The 20,991-nt window shown below is 40.3% G+C and carries 18 protein-coding genes and 1 pseudogene; 14 read left to right on the top strand and 5 right to left on the bottom strand.

Annotated elements, in window-relative coordinates; all coding sequences use genetic code 11:
* The first annotated feature begins 2 nt into the window (after positions 1-2).
* The 7 genes from R2Q80_RS01370 to R2Q80_RS01400 all read left to right on the top strand — a co-directional run bounded on the left by R2Q80_RS01370 (position 3) and on the right by R2Q80_RS01400 (position 7,728).
* Positions 3-938, top strand: coding sequence for a gliding motility-associated C-terminal domain-containing protein (locus tag R2Q80_RS01370; protein WP_316797875.1), 936 nt, complete (start codon positions 3-5; stop codon positions 936-938).
* A gap of 12 nt (positions 939-950) precedes the next feature.
* A complete protein-coding gene (locus R2Q80_RS01375; RefSeq protein WP_316797876.1) occupies positions 951-1,922 on the top strand; it encodes a type IX secretion system membrane protein PorP/SprF in 972 nt (323 codons plus the stop codon).
* A gap of 158 nt (positions 1,923-2,080) precedes the next feature.
* Positions 2,081-4,231, top strand: a complete 2,151-nt coding sequence (locus R2Q80_RS01380; RefSeq protein ID WP_316797877.1) for an Ig-like domain-containing protein — start codon at positions 2,081-2,083, stop codon at positions 4,229-4,231.
* A gap of 26 nt (positions 4,232-4,257) precedes the next feature.
* The gene (locus R2Q80_RS01385; protein ID WP_316797878.1) at positions 4,258-4,950 is read left to right on the top strand and encodes a hypothetical protein; all 693 of its coding nucleotides are present in this window, start codon (positions 4,258-4,260) and stop codon (positions 4,948-4,950) included.
* Between the two features lie 35 nt (positions 4,951-4,985).
* A complete protein-coding gene (locus R2Q80_RS01390) occupies positions 4,986-5,930 on the top strand; it encodes a gliding motility-associated C-terminal domain-containing protein (protein ID WP_316797879.1) in 945 nt (314 codons plus the stop codon).
* Positions 5,931-5,943: 13 nt separating this feature from the next.
* Positions 5,944-6,924 (top strand): type IX secretion system membrane protein PorP/SprF, encoded by a 981-nt coding sequence (locus R2Q80_RS01395; protein WP_316797880.1) that lies wholly within the window; start codon positions 5,944-5,946, stop codon positions 6,922-6,924.
* A gap of 195 nt (positions 6,925-7,119) precedes the next feature.
* Positions 7,120-7,728, top strand: a complete 609-nt coding sequence (locus R2Q80_RS01400; RefSeq protein ID WP_316797881.1) for a Crp/Fnr family transcriptional regulator — start codon at positions 7,120-7,122, stop codon at positions 7,726-7,728.
* A gap of 649 nt (positions 7,729-8,377) precedes the next feature.
* On the opposite strand, the gene gap is transcribed toward R2Q80_RS01400, so the two are convergent.
* Genes gap through pfkA form a run of 3 tightly spaced genes read right to left on the bottom strand, consistent with a single transcriptional unit; the run spans position 8,378 to position 11,213 of the window.
* Positions 8,378-9,376, bottom strand: a complete 999-nt coding sequence (gene gap, locus R2Q80_RS01405) for a type I glyceraldehyde-3-phosphate dehydrogenase (protein WP_047798224.1) — start codon at positions 9,374-9,376, stop codon at positions 8,378-8,380.
* An 8-nt stretch (positions 9,377-9,384) separates the two neighbouring features.
* Positions 9,385-10,227 carry a hypothetical protein gene (locus R2Q80_RS01410; RefSeq protein WP_316797882.1) on the bottom strand — a complete coding sequence of 281 codons (843 nt, stop codon included), beginning with the start codon at positions 10,225-10,227 and terminating at the stop codon, positions 9,385-9,387.
* Entirely contained in the window at positions 10,227-11,213 is a 987-nt protein-coding gene (pfkA, locus tag R2Q80_RS01415) for a 6-phosphofructokinase (protein ID WP_316797883.1), read from the bottom strand. The genes R2Q80_RS01410 and pfkA overlap by 1 nt, the downstream gene beginning before the upstream one ends.
* A 111-nt stretch (positions 11,214-11,324) precedes the next feature.
* Here pfkA and R2Q80_RS01420 point away from each other — a divergent pair, with 111 nt between their 5' ends.
* Positions 11,325-12,014: an NUDIX hydrolase gene (locus R2Q80_RS01420; RefSeq protein WP_121951056.1), complete on the top strand. Its 690-nt coding sequence runs from the start codon at positions 11,325-11,327 to the stop codon at positions 12,012-12,014.
* A gap of 120 nt (positions 12,015-12,134) precedes the next feature.
* Here R2Q80_RS01420 and R2Q80_RS01425 read toward each other — a convergent pair whose 3' ends face one another.
* The gene (locus R2Q80_RS01425) at positions 12,135-12,992 is read right to left on the bottom strand and encodes an N-acetylglucosamine kinase (protein WP_047798220.1); all 858 of its coding nucleotides are present in this window, start codon (positions 12,990-12,992) and stop codon (positions 12,135-12,137) included.
* A 218-nt stretch (positions 12,993-13,210) separates the two neighbouring features.
* Between R2Q80_RS01425 and R2Q80_RS01430 the strand changes: the two genes are divergently transcribed.
* The 6 genes and pseudogenes from R2Q80_RS01430 (at position 13,211) to R2Q80_RS01455 (ending at position 19,756) form a co-directional block, all read left to right on the top strand.
* Complete coding sequence (locus tag R2Q80_RS01430) at positions 13,211-14,233, top strand: GntG family PLP-dependent aldolase (protein ID WP_316797884.1); 1,023 nt, start codon at positions 13,211-13,213, stop codon at positions 14,231-14,233.
* A gap of 18 nt (positions 14,234-14,251) precedes the next feature.
* Complete coding sequence (gene accC, locus R2Q80_RS01435) at positions 14,252-15,766, top strand: acetyl-CoA carboxylase biotin carboxylase subunit (RefSeq protein WP_316797885.1); 1,515 nt, start codon at positions 14,252-14,254, stop codon at positions 15,764-15,766.
* Between the two features lie 13 nt (positions 15,767-15,779).
* Positions 15,780-16,364, top strand: coding sequence for a riboflavin synthase (locus R2Q80_RS01440; protein WP_316797886.1), 585 nt, complete (start codon positions 15,780-15,782; stop codon positions 16,362-16,364).
* Between the two features lie 281 nt (positions 16,365-16,645).
* Positions 16,646-18,847: pseudogene (locus R2Q80_RS01445) on the top strand (family 78 glycoside hydrolase catalytic domain); the annotation flags it as partial.
* Positions 18,845-19,120 carry an alpha-L-rhamnosidase C-terminal domain-containing protein gene (locus R2Q80_RS01450; RefSeq protein ID WP_316798524.1) on the top strand — a complete coding sequence of 92 codons (276 nt, stop codon included), beginning with the start codon at positions 18,845-18,847 and terminating at the stop codon, positions 19,118-19,120. The pseudogene R2Q80_RS01445 and the gene R2Q80_RS01450, both read left to right, overlap by 3 nt.
* Positions 19,121-19,294: 174 nt before the next feature.
* Complete coding sequence (locus tag R2Q80_RS01455) at positions 19,295-19,756, top strand: DUF4268 domain-containing protein (RefSeq protein WP_316797887.1); 462 nt, start codon at positions 19,295-19,297, stop codon at positions 19,754-19,756.
* Here R2Q80_RS01455 and R2Q80_RS01460 read toward each other — a convergent pair.
* Entirely contained in the window at positions 19,753-20,907 is a 1,155-nt protein-coding gene (locus R2Q80_RS01460; protein WP_316797888.1) for a tetratricopeptide repeat protein, read from the bottom strand. The genes R2Q80_RS01455 and R2Q80_RS01460 overlap by 4 nt on opposite strands.
* Positions 20,908-20,991: the final 84 nt, after the last annotated feature.

Below are 20,991 nucleotides of genomic sequence, written 5' to 3' on the forward strand. Positions count from 1 at the left end.
TCATGTTCAGCAAACTAGGGATAACTGCGCTCGGCGTGCTACTGTTTTGTACAGTAGCATGCTTTGCGCAATCTAATGTTTTGCTGCCCATAAGTCTAAAGCAAGGTTCAACCGTTAAACTCAGGGCTAATGCAACAGGAGCCGATTCCTATCAATGGTTTCGAAATGGTGAAGCCATTGCAGGTGCCACTCTACGTGATTATGTAGTCTCGGGTGCCGGTAATTATTCCGTAATTACTTTGAGTTTGGGCGGTTGCAGTGGAGATCCCTCAGATGAAGTGATCGTAACTATGCAAACAGCCGTATCTGCAGACATTTCAATCGTGAAAAGATCAGAAATCAGGCAGGTGATGAATAATGAAGCTTTCAAATACACGTTATTGGTACGCAACAACGGACAGGGTGATGCCACCAATATCTCAGTAAGTGATGCCCTTCCGGAGAATTTAGTGTTGGTAAGCGTTGATCCCCCGGTTAGTGGGACTACGACATATGATCAGTCGACCAAAACCATCTCCTGGAATATTCCCGCGCTCGCCAATGGTCAGTTTATCGATCTGGTGATTAATGTGAAAGCCACGAAAGCTGGCAAAGTAGTGAATAGTGCTACAGTGACCATCAGTGAGGTCGATCCCAACCCATCAAACAATACCTCTACCGATAGCAAAGAGATTATCGGAATTAAAATTCCGAATGTATTTACTCCTAACGGGGATGGAAAAAATGAAACTTTCTTTGTTGAACGCCTTGAAAGTTACAGTGAAAACCAGCTTACCATCATCAACAGATGGGGGAGTACTGTATATGAAAAAAATGGCTATTTGAACGACTGGACTGCCGACGGATTGGTTGATGGAACCTACTTTTATGTACTTAAAGTGAAAAATGCAGCATCCGAATGGGAAGAGTTTAAAGGCTATGTAGCAGTAATCAGATAAAAAGATGAGCGTATGAAAAGGATTTTGATCACACTGTTTTTATGTTTGTGCTGCATGTTAACCATCGCGCAGCAAAATGCGCAGTTTGGCCAGTATATGTTTAACGGGCTGTTTATTAATCCGGCCTATGCAGGATATAAAGAGGAATTGTATATGCAGGCCTTTGTCCGTTCCCAATGGACAGGAATTAAAGGGGCGCCCCAAACGCTTTCAATTTCCGTTGATGAGGCGGTAAAGGACGAGAGCCTGGGTTTGGGACTTTTAGTATCCAAAGATAAGATTGGTGCACAGAGTTCATTAAATCTATCAGGGAATTTCGCGTATCGAATTAAGTTAGACCGGACTGAAACAAATGTTCTGGCCTTTGGCGTGGGAGTAGGCGTGATGCAGATGGGTTTAAACGGTAGTTTGCTTGATCCTACAGAATCCGGGGATAACAGGATTCCAACAGGATTTGAAAGTCGGGTGGTTCCAGACATCAGATCCGGGGTTCATTATTCTAATGAGAAATTTTTTGTTGGATTTTCCGCGAATAACCTGTTGTCGCAATATTTATCGGTTTTTCAGGATAACAGTTTATTAAGCATTACCAGTAAGCCACATTTTTATTTAACCGCCGGAATGGTTTTTCCGATGAACAATGACTTTTTATTCAAGCCATCTTTTTTAATCAAAGATGACCTTAATGGACCAACCTCCCTGGATCTTAATGCTTCTATGATGATCCGGGAACGATTATGGCTTGGTGGAGTGTACCGGACTTCTGTTAAATTATATCCTAAACCTTTGCTTCAGTCTGACGTGAGAAACAGGAGTGCAATAGGCTTAATTGCAGAATTTTTTGTGCAGTCTAACTTAAGGATTGGTTATGGCTATGATTATAGCTTGAATAAACTCGGTAATTACGATTACGGCTCGCATGAAATATCGATTGGCTACTACTTAAATACTGCGAAAAGCCGACGTCCAAAATGTTATTTCTAATTTTTTATAAAAATTAAATGGTTTAAAATTGAAGGGTTGGGTATAGATATGTTCTTTTTGGAGAAAATAATGAACGAAAAGAATAATTAGAAAAACCGCGTTATACAGTTTTACGTAAAGAGAGGGGTAAACGTTTAAGTTGTGCTCTCCCAAACAAATTGAAACGGTATTTCTGTCTATCCCTTGTACTTGGGCTTATTTTAGTCCTCCCTTATCATTTGTATGCCCAGGCATGTGCAAATCAGTCGCGCGTATACGCTAATTCACAATTTTTTGAACGCAATATAAATTTCCTGTCAACCGGTACTGTAAATGATCCTTCAAATGCGGTTGATGAAGATCCTTTTACAAGTAGTAATTTATATTTACAAGCAGTTTTAGGGGCAGATATTACGCAGTTTCTGGAATTCAGGGAGGCAAATAAAATTACCCGGAAAGTAATAAGCGGACCCAATACAATATATGTTAAGCTTTCACTTCCCTCAACTTTTCTGAATGCAGGAGGCGCAATTGAAATCGGTACATTCAGGTACACCACATCGGGAACTGCAAAAATACAAACCCTAAAATATAACGGAACAACTGTAGTTGGGCTGGTTGGAGGCCCTGGTACAGTTGAGATTCCTGTTCAGCTTACTTCAGGAGAACAGGCCAATGGTGTATATGTGAAGCTTACCGGGGGTATCCTTTCTATTCCCATTTCTACAGATATATATGGTGCTTATGTACTGGAAAATACGACAGAGATTCCCGATTGCGATAAAGGAGTTGATGTCATCAGTGGATTATCAGACAACGCTGTTTTACCTGTAGGCAGTGCATTTGGCTCCGTGTCGGGCGAGGCGAATGCCATCGATGCGAGTCCATTTACTACCTATGCTTCGCTAAGTGCAGGCTTAAATGTGTTAAACTCTGCTTACCTGACGGCTGTGTTTGCCAGGGCTTCAGTTCCTGGTGATTCGGCGAAGGTGATCATTGAAAACCTGGGAGGTGGATTAAATTTATTTGGAGGATTAGGTATCCAGACTTACCTTGGTGCGAACGGTTTGACTTCAGCCACTACCGCCAGCGGTATCGTAAGTAAATCAGTCCCAGGATATCCCAATTTAACAGAAATAAGCTTTGCCATAAACTCTTCATTCGACCGAGTACGCATTTCTTATGGAGGTGCTTTGGGGATTAGTGGGACCGTAAGAATTTATAATGTCACTAAAGTTATTCCTAAACCAGTTCCGCTAATTGATGGTGCCCTCGCTGTGACAAAGGATGTATGTTTTGCCGTCCCGTCGACAGTATTATCAGTTAACAATATCCAATCGTGTACCACATATAACTGGTATGCGGATCAAACCACGACTACAAGTTTACATACAGGCCCAACTTACATCCTCACTGGCTTGTCAGTTGGTACCCATACTTATTATGTGCAATCGAAACGGGATAATTGTACCGCTTCGATCTCCGAAAGAGTCAAAGTTACCATCAATGTAAATCCCTTACCAACTGTTTCTGCTGCAAATACTACGACCTGTTCAGGTTCAACTGCTACATTATTTGTTGACAATCCTGTCACAGGCATTGCCTACCGTTGGTATGATTTAGCAACAAATGGTACATTATTAACCACGGCCACCACATACAGCACACCTGTACTCACTGCTAATCGGATGTATTATGTTGAGGCTTATAATACGACAACTGGTTGTATAAGTAGTAGCCGTGCAGCCGTGAATGTAATTGTGCTGCCTGTTGCTGTGCTTAATGGTACAAGTGGATCAGCTAGTGTTTGTGTAGGATCGACCTCAACTTTAACGAATACTACCTCTGGAGGAACCTGGTCGAGTTTGAATACGAATGTTGCAACAGTAAACAGCACTGGTGAAGTGCTGGGGGTGGCAGCAGGGACGACAACGATCAGGTATTCAATAGCAGCCACAAGTACTGCCTGTGCTAATAGCACCGATTTTTCAGTTAATGTAAATATGGTTCCAGGTCTCACAATAGGTTCAGATCCGGAGATCTGTGCAGGCTTTATTAGTTCGTCTTTAAGTTATACAAATTCACAATACAATCCGGTTAGCTATAGCATCACCTGGAGTTCAACAGATTTTACAAATGTAAATGATCAGCCTTTGCCTGCTAATAATATTCCATTTGATGTACCCGCGCATATTTCCCCAGGAACTTATCCGGCAGTTTTAACCATTAAGAATGATCGTGGCTGCAGCACATCAATCAATTTCAATTTAAAAGTAAATCAAAGACCACCAGCCCCACATGTGCTGGTTCCTATTTCATCACAATATTAAATCAAAAAAAACAAAAAAAAGTCCCCATGAAACGTACAATTACAAAAGCAATTTTATTCTTTGCAGTGATCTTAGCCTGCACTTCATTAACATCTTCCGCACAGGTGTTGCCAACTACAACAGGTGTAAGCCTTTTCTGTGCTGGTTCCGGTTTAACTTTGCCACCAGCTGCATCAAATACCGACTGGATCGTAAGGTATAGCGCTACGGCTACCACTACACCATCTACGGTTATTACTTTAACAACTGGAAATACGATACCTGCAGGTACGTTGCAAACAGGATATTATTACTTAAGCTCAAAATCGACTACTGCGGGATCCTGCGAATCTGAAATGCAGGAAATCCCGGTTTATGTGCTAAAACCGTTAACGGTTGACTTTACTTCAGCTAACTACTGTATTGAATCTCCATTAACCCAGGTAGGAACTGTAAGCAGCACTGATCCCAATACAACAACTTTCGCTTACCAGTGGTATACTGTTTCTGGTTCGACTGAAACGGCTATTTCCGGTGCAACTCAAAAAGATTATACTCCGACAGTTGCTGCATCTAGTGTTGGTACTACAAAATATTTGTTGAGAGCGGGTTATTTAATTGGTACAAACAAATATTGTCCTGAAACTGCGCAACACGATGTTGTGGTAAGCGCCAAACCAACAAAACCAACCATCACACCTGGTTCAGCTATTGGCGGTGCAACTCCGGTTACTTTCTAATTGAGGTAGTTTTCTATTTTCTGCATATCAAGTAAATGAGGCTGAGGTTTTATACCTTCCTGTTTATGGCCTGTCTGTTGTTTTTAAGTACGACAGTAATTGGCCAGACCGTACCCGCTGGGCGGCAAGTAATCACGATCAAAAAAGGATCTGCGATAGCTTTGCGCGCAAACTCGGGAGGGGCCACCACGTACATTTGGTATAAGGATGGTATACTGGTGAACGGGCAGAATAAAGAAAGTATCGTTACTGCAACTGCAGGGATATATCGTGTAGCCTCCATCAACAGTTTTGGCTGTACATCAGATTTATCAGACGAAATTGAACTTGTTGTAGAAGATATTGTATCTGCCGATGTAGCCATTACCAAACGTTCAGAACGTAGAAATGTGCTGAGTAATCAGGTCTTTGAATATTATCTTGATGTGAGAAACAATGGAAAGAGTGATGCTACATCTTTAAACATAAAAGATGCGCTGCCGGATAATCTCATTTTCGAAAGTATATCTGAGCCAACTGTGGGCGTAGCGAACTATAATACCGCTACAAGAACCATTGGATGGAATATTGATTTTCTCGCAAACGGAAATTTCGCCGAACTGATTGTAAAAGTTCGCGCCCGACAGCCTGGAATGGTAACCAATACCGCAACAGTTACTGCAAAAGAGTTCGATCCGGTACTCACTAATAACACATCAACAGATCAGAAAGAAATCTCAGGTTTAAGAATACCAAATGTATTTACTCCCAATGGGGATGGGAAAAATGATACATTTTATCTGGAGAACCTGAGCGCTTTCGAATTTAACGATGTCACGGTGATTAACCGGTGGGGAAGTACGGTTTTTCAATCAAAAGGTTACCTGAACGACTGGACTGCTCCCGGCTTGAGCGATGGTACGTATTTCTATGTGGTAAAGGTCAAAAATGGTAACGGTGATTGGATCGAATACAAAGGATATATCACCCTCATCAGATAAATTGAATAAAAGGATGAAAACGGTAAAGCATTTGATCTTGTTTTTTGCGACTATGATTTGTTCATGGCAAATTCATGCTCAGCAAAATGCCCAGTTCAGCCAGTATGTTTTCAATGGCATGTACATTAATCCCGCCTATACCGGATATAAAGAAGAACTCTACCTGCAAGCTTTTGCACGGGCACAGTGGACGGGGATTAAGGGGGCGCCGCAAACGCTTTCCCTTTCCGCCGATGAGGCTATAAATGATGAGAGCCTGGGGATAGGAGGGATCATTACAAAAGATAAAATCGGTGCGCAAAGTACACTTAGTGCCTCTGCAAATTTTGCATACCGCATTAAATTAGATCGTACTGAAACCAATATTCTTGCTTTTGGGCTGGGGGTAGGAGTTATTCAAACAGGATTAGATGGGAGCCAGCTCGATGCAATTGAGTTGGGTGATAACCGTATTCCAACAGGTAGCGTAAGTCAGATTATGCCGGATATCCGTGCAGGTATCCATTATTCAAACGAGAAGTTTTTTATCGGTTTTTCAGCAGACAACCTTTTGAGTAAGACGCTGTCTGTGGCAGCAGACTATAGCAGTTTGAATATTAAAATTGAGCCTCATTTCTATTTAACATCCGGACTGGCGTTACCGCTGAATGACCAATTCGTGTTTAAACCCACCTTTTTAATTAAGGACGACCTGAAGGGGCCAACTTCTTTGGATCTGAATGCTTTTATGCTGGTCAAAGAACGCTTCTGGTTAGGAGCAGTTTACAGAACCTCAATAAAAATCTATCCTAAAACGAACCTGCAGAATGATTTGAGAGATCGGGCGGCAATTGGATTTATTAGTGAGCTGTTTGTAAACAGTAACCTTCGTGTGGGATATGGTTATGATTATAGTTTGAATAAATTAAGCAATTACGATTATGGTTCTCATGAAATTTCTGTGGGTTATTATTTTGTAACCAAGAAAAGCCGGAGACCCAAATGTTACTTTTAACCCATCCGTCGTCTTTTGAGCAATTAAACAAGGGTGGATAGTTACAGAACCTTCAGATTATTAATGTTTTATATCCTGGGAAGTTAATTTTTTTAATGCTTTATCCTTTGCGGAGGCTTAATCATCGACTTTATTTTATTTTATGCTAATGTTTTGTTATAATTATGGGTCTATTCGTTTATCCCTATTAATTATATGCTCGAATCCCGTAAGATTTTCCTGGTCGATGCCATGCTTGAGTATTTTAGCAACCTCAGTCCAATATCTAATGGCTTTATCAAAGAGGTGAAAAATAATTCGCATGCCATGTTGGTCAGGAAAAATAAGTACATTCTTTCACCTTTAGATCAGAACGTATCTGTTTATTTTGTTGTCAATGGTTTAGTAAGAGGCTTTATTAAAGAGGATCACAAGGATATCACCACCTGGATCAGTGTTGGAAATGAGTTTATAGGTGCAATTCAAGCGCCAAGTCAGTCGATAAGTCCTTCCATAGAATACCTTCAGGCCCTGGAAGATACTGAGCTGGTAGCCATTCCAAATGCGGCCATTCAGATGTTATATGATTTGTATTCAGAAACCAATATCATTGGTCGAAAAATTCTGGCCCTGCAATATCACGCTGCCTGTGAAAGATCTATCCTGGCCAGAATTCCATCAGCCGAACGACGTTATGAAAAGTTTTTGGAACTTAACTCCTTCGATATCTCAAATGTACCTTTGAGGTGTTTGGCCAGCTTCTTAGGAATGCGGCTGGAAACCCTTAGTCGCATCAGAAGTAAGCTGATAAAAGAATTAAATTAGTCAGGTGAATTAAAATTCACCGGTAGCTAAATTCAGCTATCGGCCTCCTTGTAAAATATGGTATAAAAGAAAAGAGACACTCTATCCAGATGTGTCTCTTTTTTCTAACCAAATATAAACCTGTTATGAGCCAGGCTTTGTCTTTAATTTTCTTTCAGGCTATTTGCATTACTCGAAAATGATTTATCTTTTTTGATGTAATAAACCTTGTTCATTTATTACTCTACAAATATAGTAAAAAAATTGATAGTGTAAAAAATACACTAAGAAATTTTTAAGTATTTTTTTTGTCATTTTTATTTACGTTTCTCTTTTCTGAAGATTTAGGGATTAAAAACAACTACCGAACAAATATACATCGAAAATATGTTAAGTAATTGTTAAATATTATCAAAATGTGTTACTATATATCCAAATAGAATCAATTTTAGGTTAAAATTTTTATAATAGCTAGTTAAAACTGCATTATTGAATCTGTTTTTTAAAATTAATAGTGTTTTAGTTTCCTAAAATTTCATCTAAGATATAATTTCACACGCAAAATAAAACGTTATTTATTAATAAATATTGTATTTAAAAATAAAGAGGTGATGTTTTTTAAAACATCACCTCTTAAAGGGTTGAAAACTAGCTTAAAAGCTTTTTTTTTCTATAAAGTACCGTAGTATTCTACGAATTTAGCTAATGCTGAAGAATATCCCCACTCGTTATCATACCATGAAACAACTTTTACAAAGTTATCGTTTAATGAAATACCTGCTTTTGCATCGAAAATAGAAGCATGATCATCACCAATGAAGTCAGATGACACTACTTCATCTTCTGTATAAGCCAATACGCCTTTTAATTCACCTTCAGAAGCAGCTTTCATCGCCGCTTTGATTTGCTCATAAGTTGCTGGTTTTTCTAAACGGGCAGTTAAATCAACTACTGATACGTCAGCAACCGGAACGCGGAATGACATACCTGTTAATTTACCTTTTAATTCAGGAAGTACCATACCTACTGCTTTTGCAGCACCAGTTGATGAAGGAATGATGTTAGAGAAACCACCACGTCCACCTCTCCAGTCTTTTGCAGACGGACCGTCAACAGTTTTCTGAGTTGCAGTTACCGCGTGGATCGTGCTCATTAAGCCTTCAACGATACCAAAGTTATCATTTAACACTTTAGCGATTGGTGCTAAACAGTTAGTAGTACAAGATGCATTCGAAACGATAGTTTGGTCTGCAGTTAATTTATCATGGTTAACACCCATTACGTAAGTAGGGATGTCGCTATCTTTAGCAGGAGCAGAGAAAACTACTTTTTTAGCACCTGCAGCGATGTGTTTCTCTGCATCAGCACGGGTTAAGAATAAACCTGTAGATTCGATAACGATATCAACACCTACAGCATCCCATTTTAAATCAGCAGGATTACGCTCTGCAGTTACACGAATAGTTTTACCATTAACGACTAAGTTACCATCTACAACTTCAATTGTACCATCGAATCTGCCGTGAGTGGTATCATATTTTAACATATAAGCCATATAATCTGGCTCGATCAAATCGTTGATTGCTACAATATCTAATCCTCTTTTTAATGCAGCTCTGAAAACCAGTCTGCCGATACGGCCAAAGCCGTTTATTCCAATTTTGCTCATTGTTTTTGTTAATTAGTGTAATGTTTTAATAAATTTACTATAGGTTCTTTAATAATGCTTTTTATTTCAAGATTATATTTTTTTGCAGTAAGCTGTAAACGCTCCTCTAGTTCGGCGGCTACTTTGCCTACAAAGTGCAGCTCCTTATCTCCGTACTTTTCTACCATAGGTAAAATATAAGTGTCGAAATGCTTTTCAAATCCTATATCAATCATGTTAATGATATACTCATTTTTAATGTTTTGAGTGAAGAAGTCGAAAAAGGAGGTAAGAAAGACATTAACCTGTGGTTTATTGTAAATTCTTTCCAGAATCTGAGGCCTGTCTAAATTGTAGTTTTTAATGAATGTTTTTTCCAGATCGGCAGGCAAATCGCCACTTAAAAAGTTTTTAAGAAGCATCTTGCCGAAATAGTTTGACGATCCCTCATCGCCCAGGATATAGCCTAAGCCAAAGTTATTGTTCAGCGGTTTCTTTCCATCAAAATAGGCACAATTTGCACCGCTTCCAAGCATGGCTACAATACCGGGCTTATCATAACATGCTGCTTTCGCTGCACCAAACAAATCATTTTGAACAAATATTTTACTATATCTGAAAAATGATGATAAGGTTTTTGCAAGCTCTTCCTGCCTGTCTGGTGAGGAGGCACCGGCCGCAAAGAAATAAATCTTTTTAATATTCTCTGCGTTGTTAACCAGGGCAACTTTTTTATTCAGGATCTGTAATGTTGTTTTGGCATCTACAAAGCAGGGGTTTATACCTGAAGTATTGCAGTGAGCAATCACTTTTCCATTCTGAGTTATTTTCCAAAATGCTGTTCTCGATCCGCTGTAAACAACTGCTATCATTATATAGAGAGTACCTCCGTCATTTCCATTAAATCAGGTTCAAGCTTAAAGCTGTGCGAGGTAAGCGCTTCCGTTATGCTTGTCATTTTTATCTCGTTGCCTTTTAAACCAACCATTTGTTCTGTTTCGCCTGCAATTAAGGCATTTACGGCCGCAAAACCAAGTCTGCTGCCTAAAATTCTGTCGAAACTGCTAGGGCTCCCGCCGCGTTGAAGGTGGCCTAAGATGGTTACTTTGGTATCATAATGATCAAAGGTTTCCTTCACCTTTTTTGCAATATCATATGCCCCGCCTTGTTTATGTCCTTCGGCTACAATTACGATACTGGAAGACTTTTTGGTCGCGGCACCTAGTGCAAGCTTTTCAATTAGTTCTGTAACGCTCGTTTCACGTTCAGGCAATAATACCGCTTCTGCACCAGTGGCAATAGAGCTTCTAAGTGCTATACATCCTGAATCACGACCCATTACCTCGATAAAGAATAACCTGTCGTGTGCATCTGCAGTATCTCTGATTTTATCAATCGCTTCAATAACCGTATTAATTGCAGTATCATAACCCAGAGTAAAGTCCGAACCAACCAGATCATTATCAATGGTGCCCGGAATGCCAATTACTTTTACCCCAAAAGTTTCTGAGAAACGTTTTGCTCCAGTAAATGTACCGTCTCCACCAATCACCACTAATCCGTCAATGTCGTTTTTCTTTAAATTATTATAAGCAATCTGCTGTCCCTCTTCAGTTTTGAATTCAAGACAACGTGCGGTTTTTAATATCGTTCCGCCCAGGTGTAAAATGTTGCTTACAGAACGGGCGTCCATTGGTTTTATGTTGTCGGTAATTAAACCCTGGTACCCTTGCATTACCCCAAACATGTTAATGCCATGGTAAATGCCGGTACGTACAACAGCTCTTATCGCAGCATTCATCCCGGGGGCATCGCCTCCGGAAGTCAGTACAGCTATATTTTTAATATTTGGCTTCATCTTTATAGTACGAATATAGTGTGTAATTTTTACACTAAGTAATTTTTTTTATTTTTTTTACTTATTCTTGAAAGTCATACCTTTATCTGCTAATAATAATTAAATTTTACCTTGGAACAAATTTTACCTCATTTAGATTCAGTATTCTCAATAGATTGCGTTTTGTTTGGATTTGATGGTAAGGAATTAAAAATCCTGCTCATTGAAAGGAATGAAGAACCATTTAAAGATTGGTGGGCATTGCCTGGTAATATCGTTGGTCCGGATGAAAGTCTGGATCAGTCTGCCTCCCGGATTTTATATGAACTTACCGGTTTACGCGGCATATACATGGAACAGTATTATGCTTTTGGTGATCCAAACCGACATCCACAGGGTAGGGTAATTACGCTGGCCTATTATGCACTTATCCGTTTGGGTGGAGATAAGGAGCTTCGTCCGATCAGTACTTATGCCAAGCGGGCAAACTGGTTACCCATTACCGATCTTCCCAAATTAGCTTTCGATCACCAGAAAATTTATGATAAAGGTCTGGAGAAAATAAAGCGCAGGATTAAACACCAGCCTATTGCTTTCGAACTGTTGCCTGAGAAATTTACCTTAACTCAGTTGCAGCATGTATATGAGTTGATTTTAGGTAAGAAACTCGACAAACGTAACTTCAGAAAAAAAATAGTGAGCTTCGGGGTACTTAAGGAACTTGATGAAAAACAAAAGGGTGTTTCTTATCGCGCTGCGACGTTATACCGTTTTGATAAGCGGAGATATGCCAAACTATTTGGTAAGGAAATATCTTTTTAACTTCATCTGAATCGCTGATGCTTTCAGATTGCCAATGCAAATAAAAGACCCGGTCTGGATTCCAAACCGGGTCTTTTGTATTAATAGTGATCGGCTATCGGCCTGTCAGACTAAATACTTTTATTTTTTAGCAATTTCTAAGTGGTAATGTACCAGGTCGTCTATTGGTGAACGGATGATTTTACCCACGCCCATTTCATAACGATCGGCAACAATACTTAAAATATCACGGAAGCTATATCCAACAGAACCTACACAGTTCAGTTTATGGTCTTTATAATTTGGATAGTGGATAACCAAAGCTTCGAAGAAAGCGGTGAATGCGTAGTCGATTGTGCTGAAGGCATAATCTTCATAAGAATCTTTGAAATCGTAAAGAAACTTACTGAAGCTTGCACAGAAGCGGTTGGGAAGTGGTTTGTTGTAAATATTGTCGAAAATATCTTCGTTAGTCAGCGCATAATTGTCATAAAAAGCTTCGCGCAGGCCTTTCGGCATGTAACCTTTCATATAATCACTCAGGATGCGTTTGCCAATATATGAACCGCTTCCTTCATCACCCAGGAAATAACCCAGTGAATCGATATTCATCGTGATTTCTGATCCGTCGTACAAACATGAATTGGTTCCTGTGCCTAAAATGGCTGCAAATCCTGGCTCGTCCCCAAGAAGTGCTCTGCAAGAGGCAAGTAAATCATGGCCAACGAACACATCGGCATTGGTGAAAACCTGTTTCATGGCATCAGCCACAATTTTCACATTCCCTGGTGTAGAACATCCAGCACCATAGTAATAAACTCCGGTCAATTTTTCTCTTTCCAAGTGGTCTGGCAGAGTTTCATTCAGCGATTTTACTATGTATTCTCCTTTGGAGAAATAAGGGTTGTAACCCTCGGTATTAAAGTAAATTTTTCTGCCGGCCTCGTTAATCAGACACCAATTTGTTTTGGTTGATCCACCGTCTGCAATTACTATCATTTTATTTATTTTTGGTTTTAGCACGATAAAAGTATAAAAACTCTTATATTTTGTATCCTTTTTTTTAATAATTTTTTAACAATTTATTGTTGTAGAAATTTAAGTGTGTAAAAAATACACTATATAGAGCGCTTAATCGCCCAAAAACCTTAAAATTATACCCGAAAAGGCATTGGTCTTTTTTTTAAACCGTAAGAAATATTTTACAATTCATAAGCATGAATAAGGAATTTTTAGACTTCAGAAGTGATACCGTAACCAAGCCTACACCCGGCATGCTTGATGCGATGATGAGTGCAAAAGTGGGTGATGATGTTTTCGGAGAAGACGAAACTGTTCACAATCTTGAAACCAAAATGGCCGCAACATTCCATATGGAAGAGGGCTTGTTTTGTCCATCGGGAACCATGACCAATCAGATCGGCATCAAATGCTTCACCAACCCCATGGACGAGGTGATCTGTGACCAGACCGCGCATGTTTACCGATATGAAATCGGCGGCATTGCTTTTCATTCAGCAGCATCTGTTAGACTTTTACATGGTGAACGAGGCATTCTTACCCCCGAACTCATAGAACCTGAGATTAACGAGGATAACATTCACTATCCAAACTCAAGCCTTGTGGTACTGGAAAATACCGTAAATAAAGGTGGTGGTGCTTGTTATACCCTTGCTCAGATTGCGCCCATCCATCATTTATGTAACGTAAAAGGATTAAAGCTTCATTTGGATGGCGCAAGGATATTTAATGCTTTGGTTTCTACAGGCGATAAGGCAGCAGAATATGGTAAATATTTCGACGGAATTTCTGTTTGCCTGTCTAAAGGTTTGGGCGCGCCTGTAGGCTCGGTTCTGCTTGGCAGCAAGCAGACCATTGCAAAAGCCAGAAAAATCAGAAAAGCTTTCGGAGGCGGGATGCGACAGGCCGGATTTCTGGCTGCTGCTGGAATTTATGCCTTAGATCATCATGTTGATCGTTTAAAGCAAGATCACGATCATGCTAAAGAACTTTCCATTGCACTCGCCAGAACCAGTTATGTAAAATCAATTATGCCTGTTGAAACCAACATCGTGATTTTTGAAGTTGCCGCAGGTGCAGCACAAAAAATAGCAGATCAATTTAAAGAGAAAGGCTTACATTGTAACACAACAAGTGCAAGCACCATTCGATTGGTTACCCATTTAGATCTTACACCTGAAATGATCAACCGGGCTATCGATATTATATTGCATTTATAGAATTTAACAACTGATTTTATGCAGACGGATTCCAAATCTTCAACACTAATATCCAAAATACTCATCGCCAACCGCGGAGAAATTGCTTTGCGCATCATGCGCTCTGCAAAAGAAATGGGCATTAAAACCGTAGCTGTTTTTTCAGAAGCTGATCGGAGTGCACTTCATGTCCGATACGCGGATGAAGCAGTATGTATCGGTCCTGCACCCTCCAATCAGAGCTATCTGGTTGGTGAAAAAATTATAGCTGCATGTAAAACTACCGGTGCGCAGGCCATTCACCCTGGTTACGGCTTTCTTTCAGAGAATGCTTCTTTCGCACAGCTGGTAGCCGACGCAGGATTGATCCTGGTGGGTCCTTCTCCTCATGCGATGGAAGTCATGGGGAACAAACTCTCCGCAAAAGCTGCTGCCCTGAGATACAACATTCCAATGGTTCCCGGTACTGAAGAAGCAGTAGAGGATATTGAAGAAGCCAAACATCGTGCGGTTGAAGTAGGCTTTCCCATTTTAATAAAAGCCGCTGCGGGTGGAGGAGGAAAGGGCATGCGCATTGTGGAAAAGGCAGAAGATTTCGAAGAGCAGATGCAGCTCGCGGTGAGTGAAGCCACTTCAGCATTTGGAGATGGCTCAGTATTCATCGAAAGATATGTCAGTTCACCAAGGCACATCGAAATTCAGGTATTGGGGGATAACTATGGCAATGTGATTCACCTTTTTGAGCGTGAATGTTCAGTTCAACGCCGCCATCAGAAAGTAGTGGAAGAAGCCCCATCTTCGGTGCTCACTCCCGAAATCAGAGAAGCGATGGGAAAATGTGCTGTAGATGTTGCCCGGTCAGTTAGTTATTCAGGTGCAGGTACCGTTGAATTCATACTCGATGAGAACCTGGACTTTTTCTTTCTGGAAATGAATACCCGTTTGCAGGTTGAGCACCCTGTTACCGAACTCATCACCGGTGTTGACCTCGTGAAAGAACAAATCAGAATTGCTTCCGGAGAAAAATTAAGCTTCACTCAGGATGACCTCAAAATCAGTGGTCATGCCATAGAACTAAGGGTGTATGCAGAAGATCCCGCAAATAATTTCCTGCCTGATATCGGTACATTATTAACCTATAAAACCCCAAAAGGAAACGGAGTAAGAGTGGACGACGGATTTGAGCAGGGGATGGAAATTCCAATTTACTATGATCCGATGATTGCTAAACTGATCACTTATGGTAAAGATAGAGCGGAAGCTCTTAAACGAATGGTTAGGGCAATTGCAGAATATGAGATTACCGGGATAGAAACTACGCTGGCTTTTGGTAAGTTTGTCATGCAGCACGAAGCCTTCACATCCGGTAATTTTGATACGCATTTCGTTGGTAAATATTTCAAACCCGAAAACCTGTCATCAGCAAACGGAGATGAGGCTTTAATTGCGGCAATAATTGCAACAAAATTATTCCAGGAGGAAAAATATGCAGATGCACCTCCCTTTATCGGAGCACCTTCATCCAGCTGGAGAAAAAACAGATTAAAGTATTAAATTCATTTTTACAATGTTTACCGGAATTATAGAAACCCTTGGCGAAATTACAGCCATACAGCATGATCATAGCAATATTCATTTTACCATTTCCTCATCAATCAGCCATGAGCTGAAAATCGATCAGAGCGTGGCGCACAATGGCGTTTGCCTTACTGTTATTGCCCTCGCAGATGATAGTCACACCGTTACCGCGATCGACGAAACACTTAACAAAACCAGTCTAGGAAAGTTAAAGGTGGGCAGTAAAGTGAATTTAGAACGTTGTATGCAAATGAATGCACGCTTAGATGGCCATATCGTTCAGGGACATGTTGACCAGACTGCGATCTGTATTAAAAGAGAAGAACTGGACGGTAGCTGGGAATATCGTTTTAAGTACAATGCAGCAGGAGGGAATGTGACCGTAGAAAAAGGTTCAGCCTGTGTGAACGGGATCAGTTTAACTGTGGTAAATTCTGAGCCCGATGAATTTTCTGTATTTATCATTCCTTATACCTTTGAACATACCAATCTTCAGGAAGTTGAAGTCGGAGATCAGGTTAACCTGGAGTTTGATATCATTGGTAAATATGTAGCCCGATTGATGAATAAATAAGGGGTTTTATCGTTGAATTAACGCTTATTTCTTCATAACGGTGCAGGATAGTTAGCTGAAATATAATGCTGATTATCGTATAGTTGAATCACAAATTAACCCTAACCACTTATATGAAGCACTATCGTTTTTTCTCTGCTGCCCTTTTTACGGGTATTCTTCTCACTGTGTTTTCCGGAAATGCTTTTTCGCAGAAAATCGCTGTAAAGGACTTAACTGTTGAACATTTGGTAAATCCTTTTAGTATTGATAATCCTCATCCACGATTCAGCTGGAAACTGATGAGTGATACAAAAAATACTAAACAGAGCCATTATGAAATCCGTTTAGTTGATGTAGCTAAAAAGGTGATCTGGAATCCGCAGATTAAGAGTAGTCAGTCGGTATTGATCAGCTATAACGGACCCGAACTTTCTTCCATAAGTAAATATTTCTGGCAGCTTAGGGTAAAAGACAATCATGGAAATACGTCGAAATGGTCTGCCGTTCAATTTTTTCAAACCGGGTTAAAAACTGCAGATTGGTCGGCTAAATGGATCACCGTTTCTGGTGCCGATACCGCTTATGCCAGTCCGGTATTTAGAAAAACCTTTCAGCTTAATAAAAAAATTGCCAGTGCCACGGCATACATTACTGCAAAAGGATTATATGAAGCTTCAATGAATGGCATGCGCATCAGCGATCATTACTTTGCTCCCGGATGGACGAGTTAGAAAGACCATATTCAGTATCAGGTTTACGATGTAACCGAATCTATAAAAAAAGGAACAAATGCCATTGGTGTGACGCTTGGCGACGGTTGGTATAAAGGGAGGATTGGATTTGCAAATCAGAAACATTTTTATGGTGATACCAGAGCCTTGCTTTTTCAGCTGGAACTGGTGTATACTGATGGAAGCAAAGAGGTGATTGGTAGTGATGAAAGCTGGAAGTTTAACTATGGTCCAACGAGGTCCTCAAATATATATGACGGGGATACTTACGATGCCAGAAACGAACTTCCGGGATGGACTCAGGGCGGGTATAAGGAATCAGCAGACTGGAAAGCAGTTGCAGTAATTCCCTCAGGAACAGAAAAGCTGGTTGGAATGAGTGGCCCCCCGGTGCGAACCCATGAGGAATTTAAGGCTTTAAAGATTTTCAAAACCCCTGCAGGCGAAACAGTAGTAGATTTTGGACAGAACATGGTGGGATGGGTGGTGCTTAAAGCAAAAGGCCCTGCCGGAACTGCCATCCATGTACAACATGCAGAGGTACTGGATAAGGCCGGTAATTTCTACATTACCAACCTTCGCTCGGCCAAGCAAACCAACACCTATATTTTAAAAGGGAATGCAGAGCAGTCTTTTCAGCCAACATTTAGCTTTCAGGGATTCAGGTATGTAAAAATTACAGGTTATCCCGGAGAGCTTAAACTGGATGACCTTAAAGCTGTAGCAGTGTATTCAGATATGGCGACCACAGGAAAGTTTACAACATCTAACCCGCTGCTGAACCAGCTTCAGCACAACATTCAGTGGGGACAAAAAGGAAACTTCGTTGATGTGCCCACCGATTGCCCTCAGCGGGATGAACGGTTAGGCTGGACAGGGGACGCGCAGGCATTTGCCAACACCGCTGCATACAATATGAATGTTGCCGCATTTTTTACCAAATGGATGAAAGATGTAAGTGCTGATCAATTGCCGAACGGGAGTGTACCCTATGTGATACCCAATGTACTCAATCGGAGTGACTCAGGTTCGTCGGGATGGGCCGACGTGGCCACCATTATCCCCTGGGATATGTACGTAGCTTATGCAGATAAAGGGATGCTTGAAAATCAATACCCCAGTATGAAAAAATGGGTAGATTACATTATCTCCGTTTCCAAAAATGATCTCTGGAACAGTGGCAATCACTTTGGCGATTGGCTGTTTTATCGTCCGAATGATGATAATGATGGGCGGGCAGCTGTTACGGATAAGTATATGATTGCACAAACCTTCTATGCGCATTCTACACAGCTATTAATCAATGCAGCAAAAGTACTAGGCAAAAAAGAGGATGAGGAGAAATATACTGCGCTTATTAAAAAAATCAAATCTGCCTATGTGCAGGAATATATGACGCCGAATGGCAAACTCATTTCCAATACCCAAACTGCTTACGTACTGGCTCTCCAGTTTGATATGATGCCTGAAAATCTTCGTCAGCAGGCTGCCCAAAGGTTAGTGGATAATGTGAAAAGCTACGGGAATCACCTGACCACAGGTTTTCTGGGTACACCATATCTTTGCCATGTATTGAGCAGGTTTGGTTATGATAATGTGGCCTACGATCTGCTTTTGCAGGAAAGTTATCCATCGTGGTTATATCCGGTTAAAATGGGTGCAACTACAATATGGGAACGCTGGGATGGAATCAAGCAGGATGGTAGTTTCCAGACCGCAGATATGAACTCATTTAACCATTACGCTTATGGTGCTATTGGTGATTGGATGTATAAAAATATTGCAGGGATTAATCCTGTGGCAGATCAACCAGGTTATCAGGAAATTTTAATTGCTCCAAAACCAGGGGGAAAGTTAACCAGCGCATCGGCCGAACTGGAAACCGTTTATGGTACCGTAAAGTCCTCATGGACCATCATAGATGGTACTTTCAAACTAGATGTGTCTGTCCCTGCAAATGCATCAGCAACGATAATCCTTCCGAAAGGAGAGCAAAAGGAAAAGATCGGATCGGGAAGCCACCATTATGAGTGCAAACTTTAAGAATACAGCCATATCACTAAGTCATTAAAAACTTTTCTGATTTATTATCAAACAACGCTATCAGTAATACGCTAACCGATATCTCTGATGGCGTTGTTATAATGGTCTTTTTCTCTAAATTTGCGCTTTCATAAATCTGCCAGTAATGCAGATTTATTATTCTACCAATAAAACATGTATAGTAAAGAAGAGGCAGCGAGGTTAAAGCAGCAGTTTTGGATTAGTTTAGGACAGTATATGAAGCCTGTACCTTCAGCAAGCGGATCAACTGTACATTGGGTAAATTACAGAACTGGTGTCAAAAACATCTTTTTTAAAATGGATGTTACCAATAAAAAGGCCATGGTTTCTGTTCAGCTTACCCATTCTGATCAGGATATCAGGTATTTGATATTCGAGCAATTCGAGGAATTCAAAAGCATGCTTACCACTACTTTAGGTGAAGAATGGGATTGGGAAAAAGATGCCAGCGATGAATATGGTAAATCTGTAAGCAGAATATGGATCGGCCTCGAAGGTGTTAGCGTGTTTAACCAACAGCACTGGCCAGATTTGATTTCTTTTTTCAAACCCAGGATAATTGCTTTAGATGAATTCTGGGATAACGTAAAGCCCTTATTCGAAGATTTGGTTTAATTTGAAACAGGAGTTGTGAGTTGAGCAATCCTGGCTTTTGTATATTTGATCTCCTCTTTTTCATCAGTGAAATTGGGCTTGTTATATAAGTATTGGTGATAATATCTTAGTGCAGTTTTACTGTTCCCCAGTTTTGCATCGTAGAGAATTCCTAACCTATAATATAATGTTGGATTGGCCTTAAACTGGAGTCCTTTTTTATAAGCCGCTAAGGCCAGGTCGTATTTATTGTTTTCCTGATACACCATCCCCAGCAGGCCGTAGTAGCTCGAGGTATTGGGGGATATGGCTTCCTCTATTGTTTTTTTAGTATAGGCCGTAGCCACTGGGAAATTTTTCAAAGCCCGGTAAGCTAGCGAGGTAAAATAGAGTGTGGCCTCATTTTGCATATTCAGCTTTTCAAGCTCTTCAAATAAGTTGATTGCTTTTTGATAGTCCCGGGTAAAATAGTACGCCTTAGCAACATCTTTAATTACTCCTGCATCCCTAAGATCTTTTAAAAGCCGTTCTCCGGAGATGATAACCTCTTTGTATTTTTTCAGCTGATTGGCCACAGGGAGTTTTGCTCTTTGAAGGACCAGATTTTCACTGTCAGCGTTCAGTGCAATATTTAGCACTGAATAGGCTTTATCATAGTTTTGATAAAGGGAATGCATTTCTGCAAGATTATCTGCCACATCGCCATCACTGGGGTTGAGCCGGTTTGCTTTAAGTAAATAAACCAGTCGCATGGAATCTTTATGAGAATACAGATTCGCCAGTAATTTATATACACTAAAGTTATTGCTGTCAGCCTTTACAATTTCTCCATAGTAATTTCTTGCTCTTTCGTTATTCCCTCTTCTGGTATTAATGCTTGCTAAACTAAAAAGAATTGGTAAGTTCGTTGGTTGTAGAGTATAAGCTTTCACATAAAACTTTTCAGCCTCAGGGAAATTGCTGGCCATTAAAAAGCAATAGCCTATTTGAGTGAGTATCTTTGGATCATCATTTTGAGATCCATAAACTTCCTTTAAGTATTCTCCTGCCTCCGCATATCGTTGGGACTGGTAGAAATCAAATAGTTTTTCCTTATCAACCACACCAGAATTTTGCGCCCTGCCCTCGCTGATCATCACCAGAATAAAAAATAATAAGACAAGCTTTTTCATTGAATTTAATTTTAAACTAATTTATTAGTTGTTTTTTGTAATTCCAAGTGATTGATCAACATTCAGATAAAATAAAACAAAAAC

Source organism: Pedobacter frigidisoli, assembly GCF_032678525.1.
Taxonomy (GTDB): domain Bacteria; phylum Bacteroidota; class Bacteroidia; order Sphingobacteriales; family Sphingobacteriaceae; genus Pedobacter; species Pedobacter frigidisoli_A.

Bases quoted from the DNA above. Each gene is read 5' to 3' on its own strand.
- R2Q80_RS01370 (WP_316797875.1), top strand. From the start codon at position 3: ATGTTCAGCAAACTAGGGATAACTGCGCTCGGCGTGCTACTGTTTTGT.
- R2Q80_RS01375 (WP_316797876.1), top strand. From the start codon at position 951: ATGAAAAGGATTTTGATCACACTGTTTTTATGTTTGTGCTGCATGTTA.
- R2Q80_RS01385 (WP_316797878.1), top strand. From the start codon at position 4,258: ATGAAACGTACAATTACAAAAGCAATTTTATTCTTTGCAGTGATCTTA.
- R2Q80_RS01390 (WP_316797879.1), top strand. From the start codon at position 4,986: ATGAGGCTGAGGTTTTATACCTTCCTGTTTATGGCCTGTCTGTTGTTT.
- R2Q80_RS01395 (WP_316797880.1), top strand. From the start codon at position 5,944: ATGAAAACGGTAAAGCATTTGATCTTGTTTTTTGCGACTATGATTTGT.
- R2Q80_RS01400 (WP_316797881.1), top strand. From the start codon at position 7,120: ATGCTCGAATCCCGTAAGATTTTCCTGGTCGATGCCATGCTTGAGTAT.
- gap (WP_047798224.1), bottom strand. From the start codon at position 9,376: ATGAGCAAAATTGGAATAAACGGCTTTGGCCGTATCGGCAGACTGGTT.
- R2Q80_RS01410 (WP_316797882.1), bottom strand. From the start codon at position 10,227: ATGATAGCAGTTGTTTACAGCGGATCGAGAACAGCATTTTGGAAAATA.
- pfkA (WP_316797883.1), bottom strand. From the start codon at position 11,213: ATGAAGCCAAATATTAAAAATATAGCTGTACTGACTTCCGGAGGCGAT.
- R2Q80_RS01425 (WP_047798220.1), bottom strand. From the start codon at position 12,992: ATGATAGTAATTGCAGACGGTGGATCAACCAAAACAAATTGGTGTCTG.
- R2Q80_RS01430 (WP_316797884.1), top strand. From the start codon at position 13,211: ATGAATAAGGAATTTTTAGACTTCAGAAGTGATACCGTAACCAAGCCT.
- accC (WP_316797885.1), top strand. From the start codon at position 14,252: ATGCAGACGGATTCCAAATCTTCAACACTAATATCCAAAATACTCATC.
- R2Q80_RS01440 (WP_316797886.1), top strand. From the start codon at position 15,780: ATGTTTACCGGAATTATAGAAACCCTTGGCGAAATTACAGCCATACAG.
- R2Q80_RS01450 (WP_316798524.1), top strand. From the start codon at position 18,845: ATGTATAAAAATATTGCAGGGATTAATCCTGTGGCAGATCAACCAGGT.
- R2Q80_RS01455 (WP_316797887.1), top strand. From the start codon at position 19,295: ATGTATAGTAAAGAAGAGGCAGCGAGGTTAAAGCAGCAGTTTTGGATT.
- R2Q80_RS01460 (WP_316797888.1), bottom strand. From the start codon at position 20,907: ATGAAAAAGCTTGTCTTATTATTTTTTATTCTGGTGATGATCAGCGAG.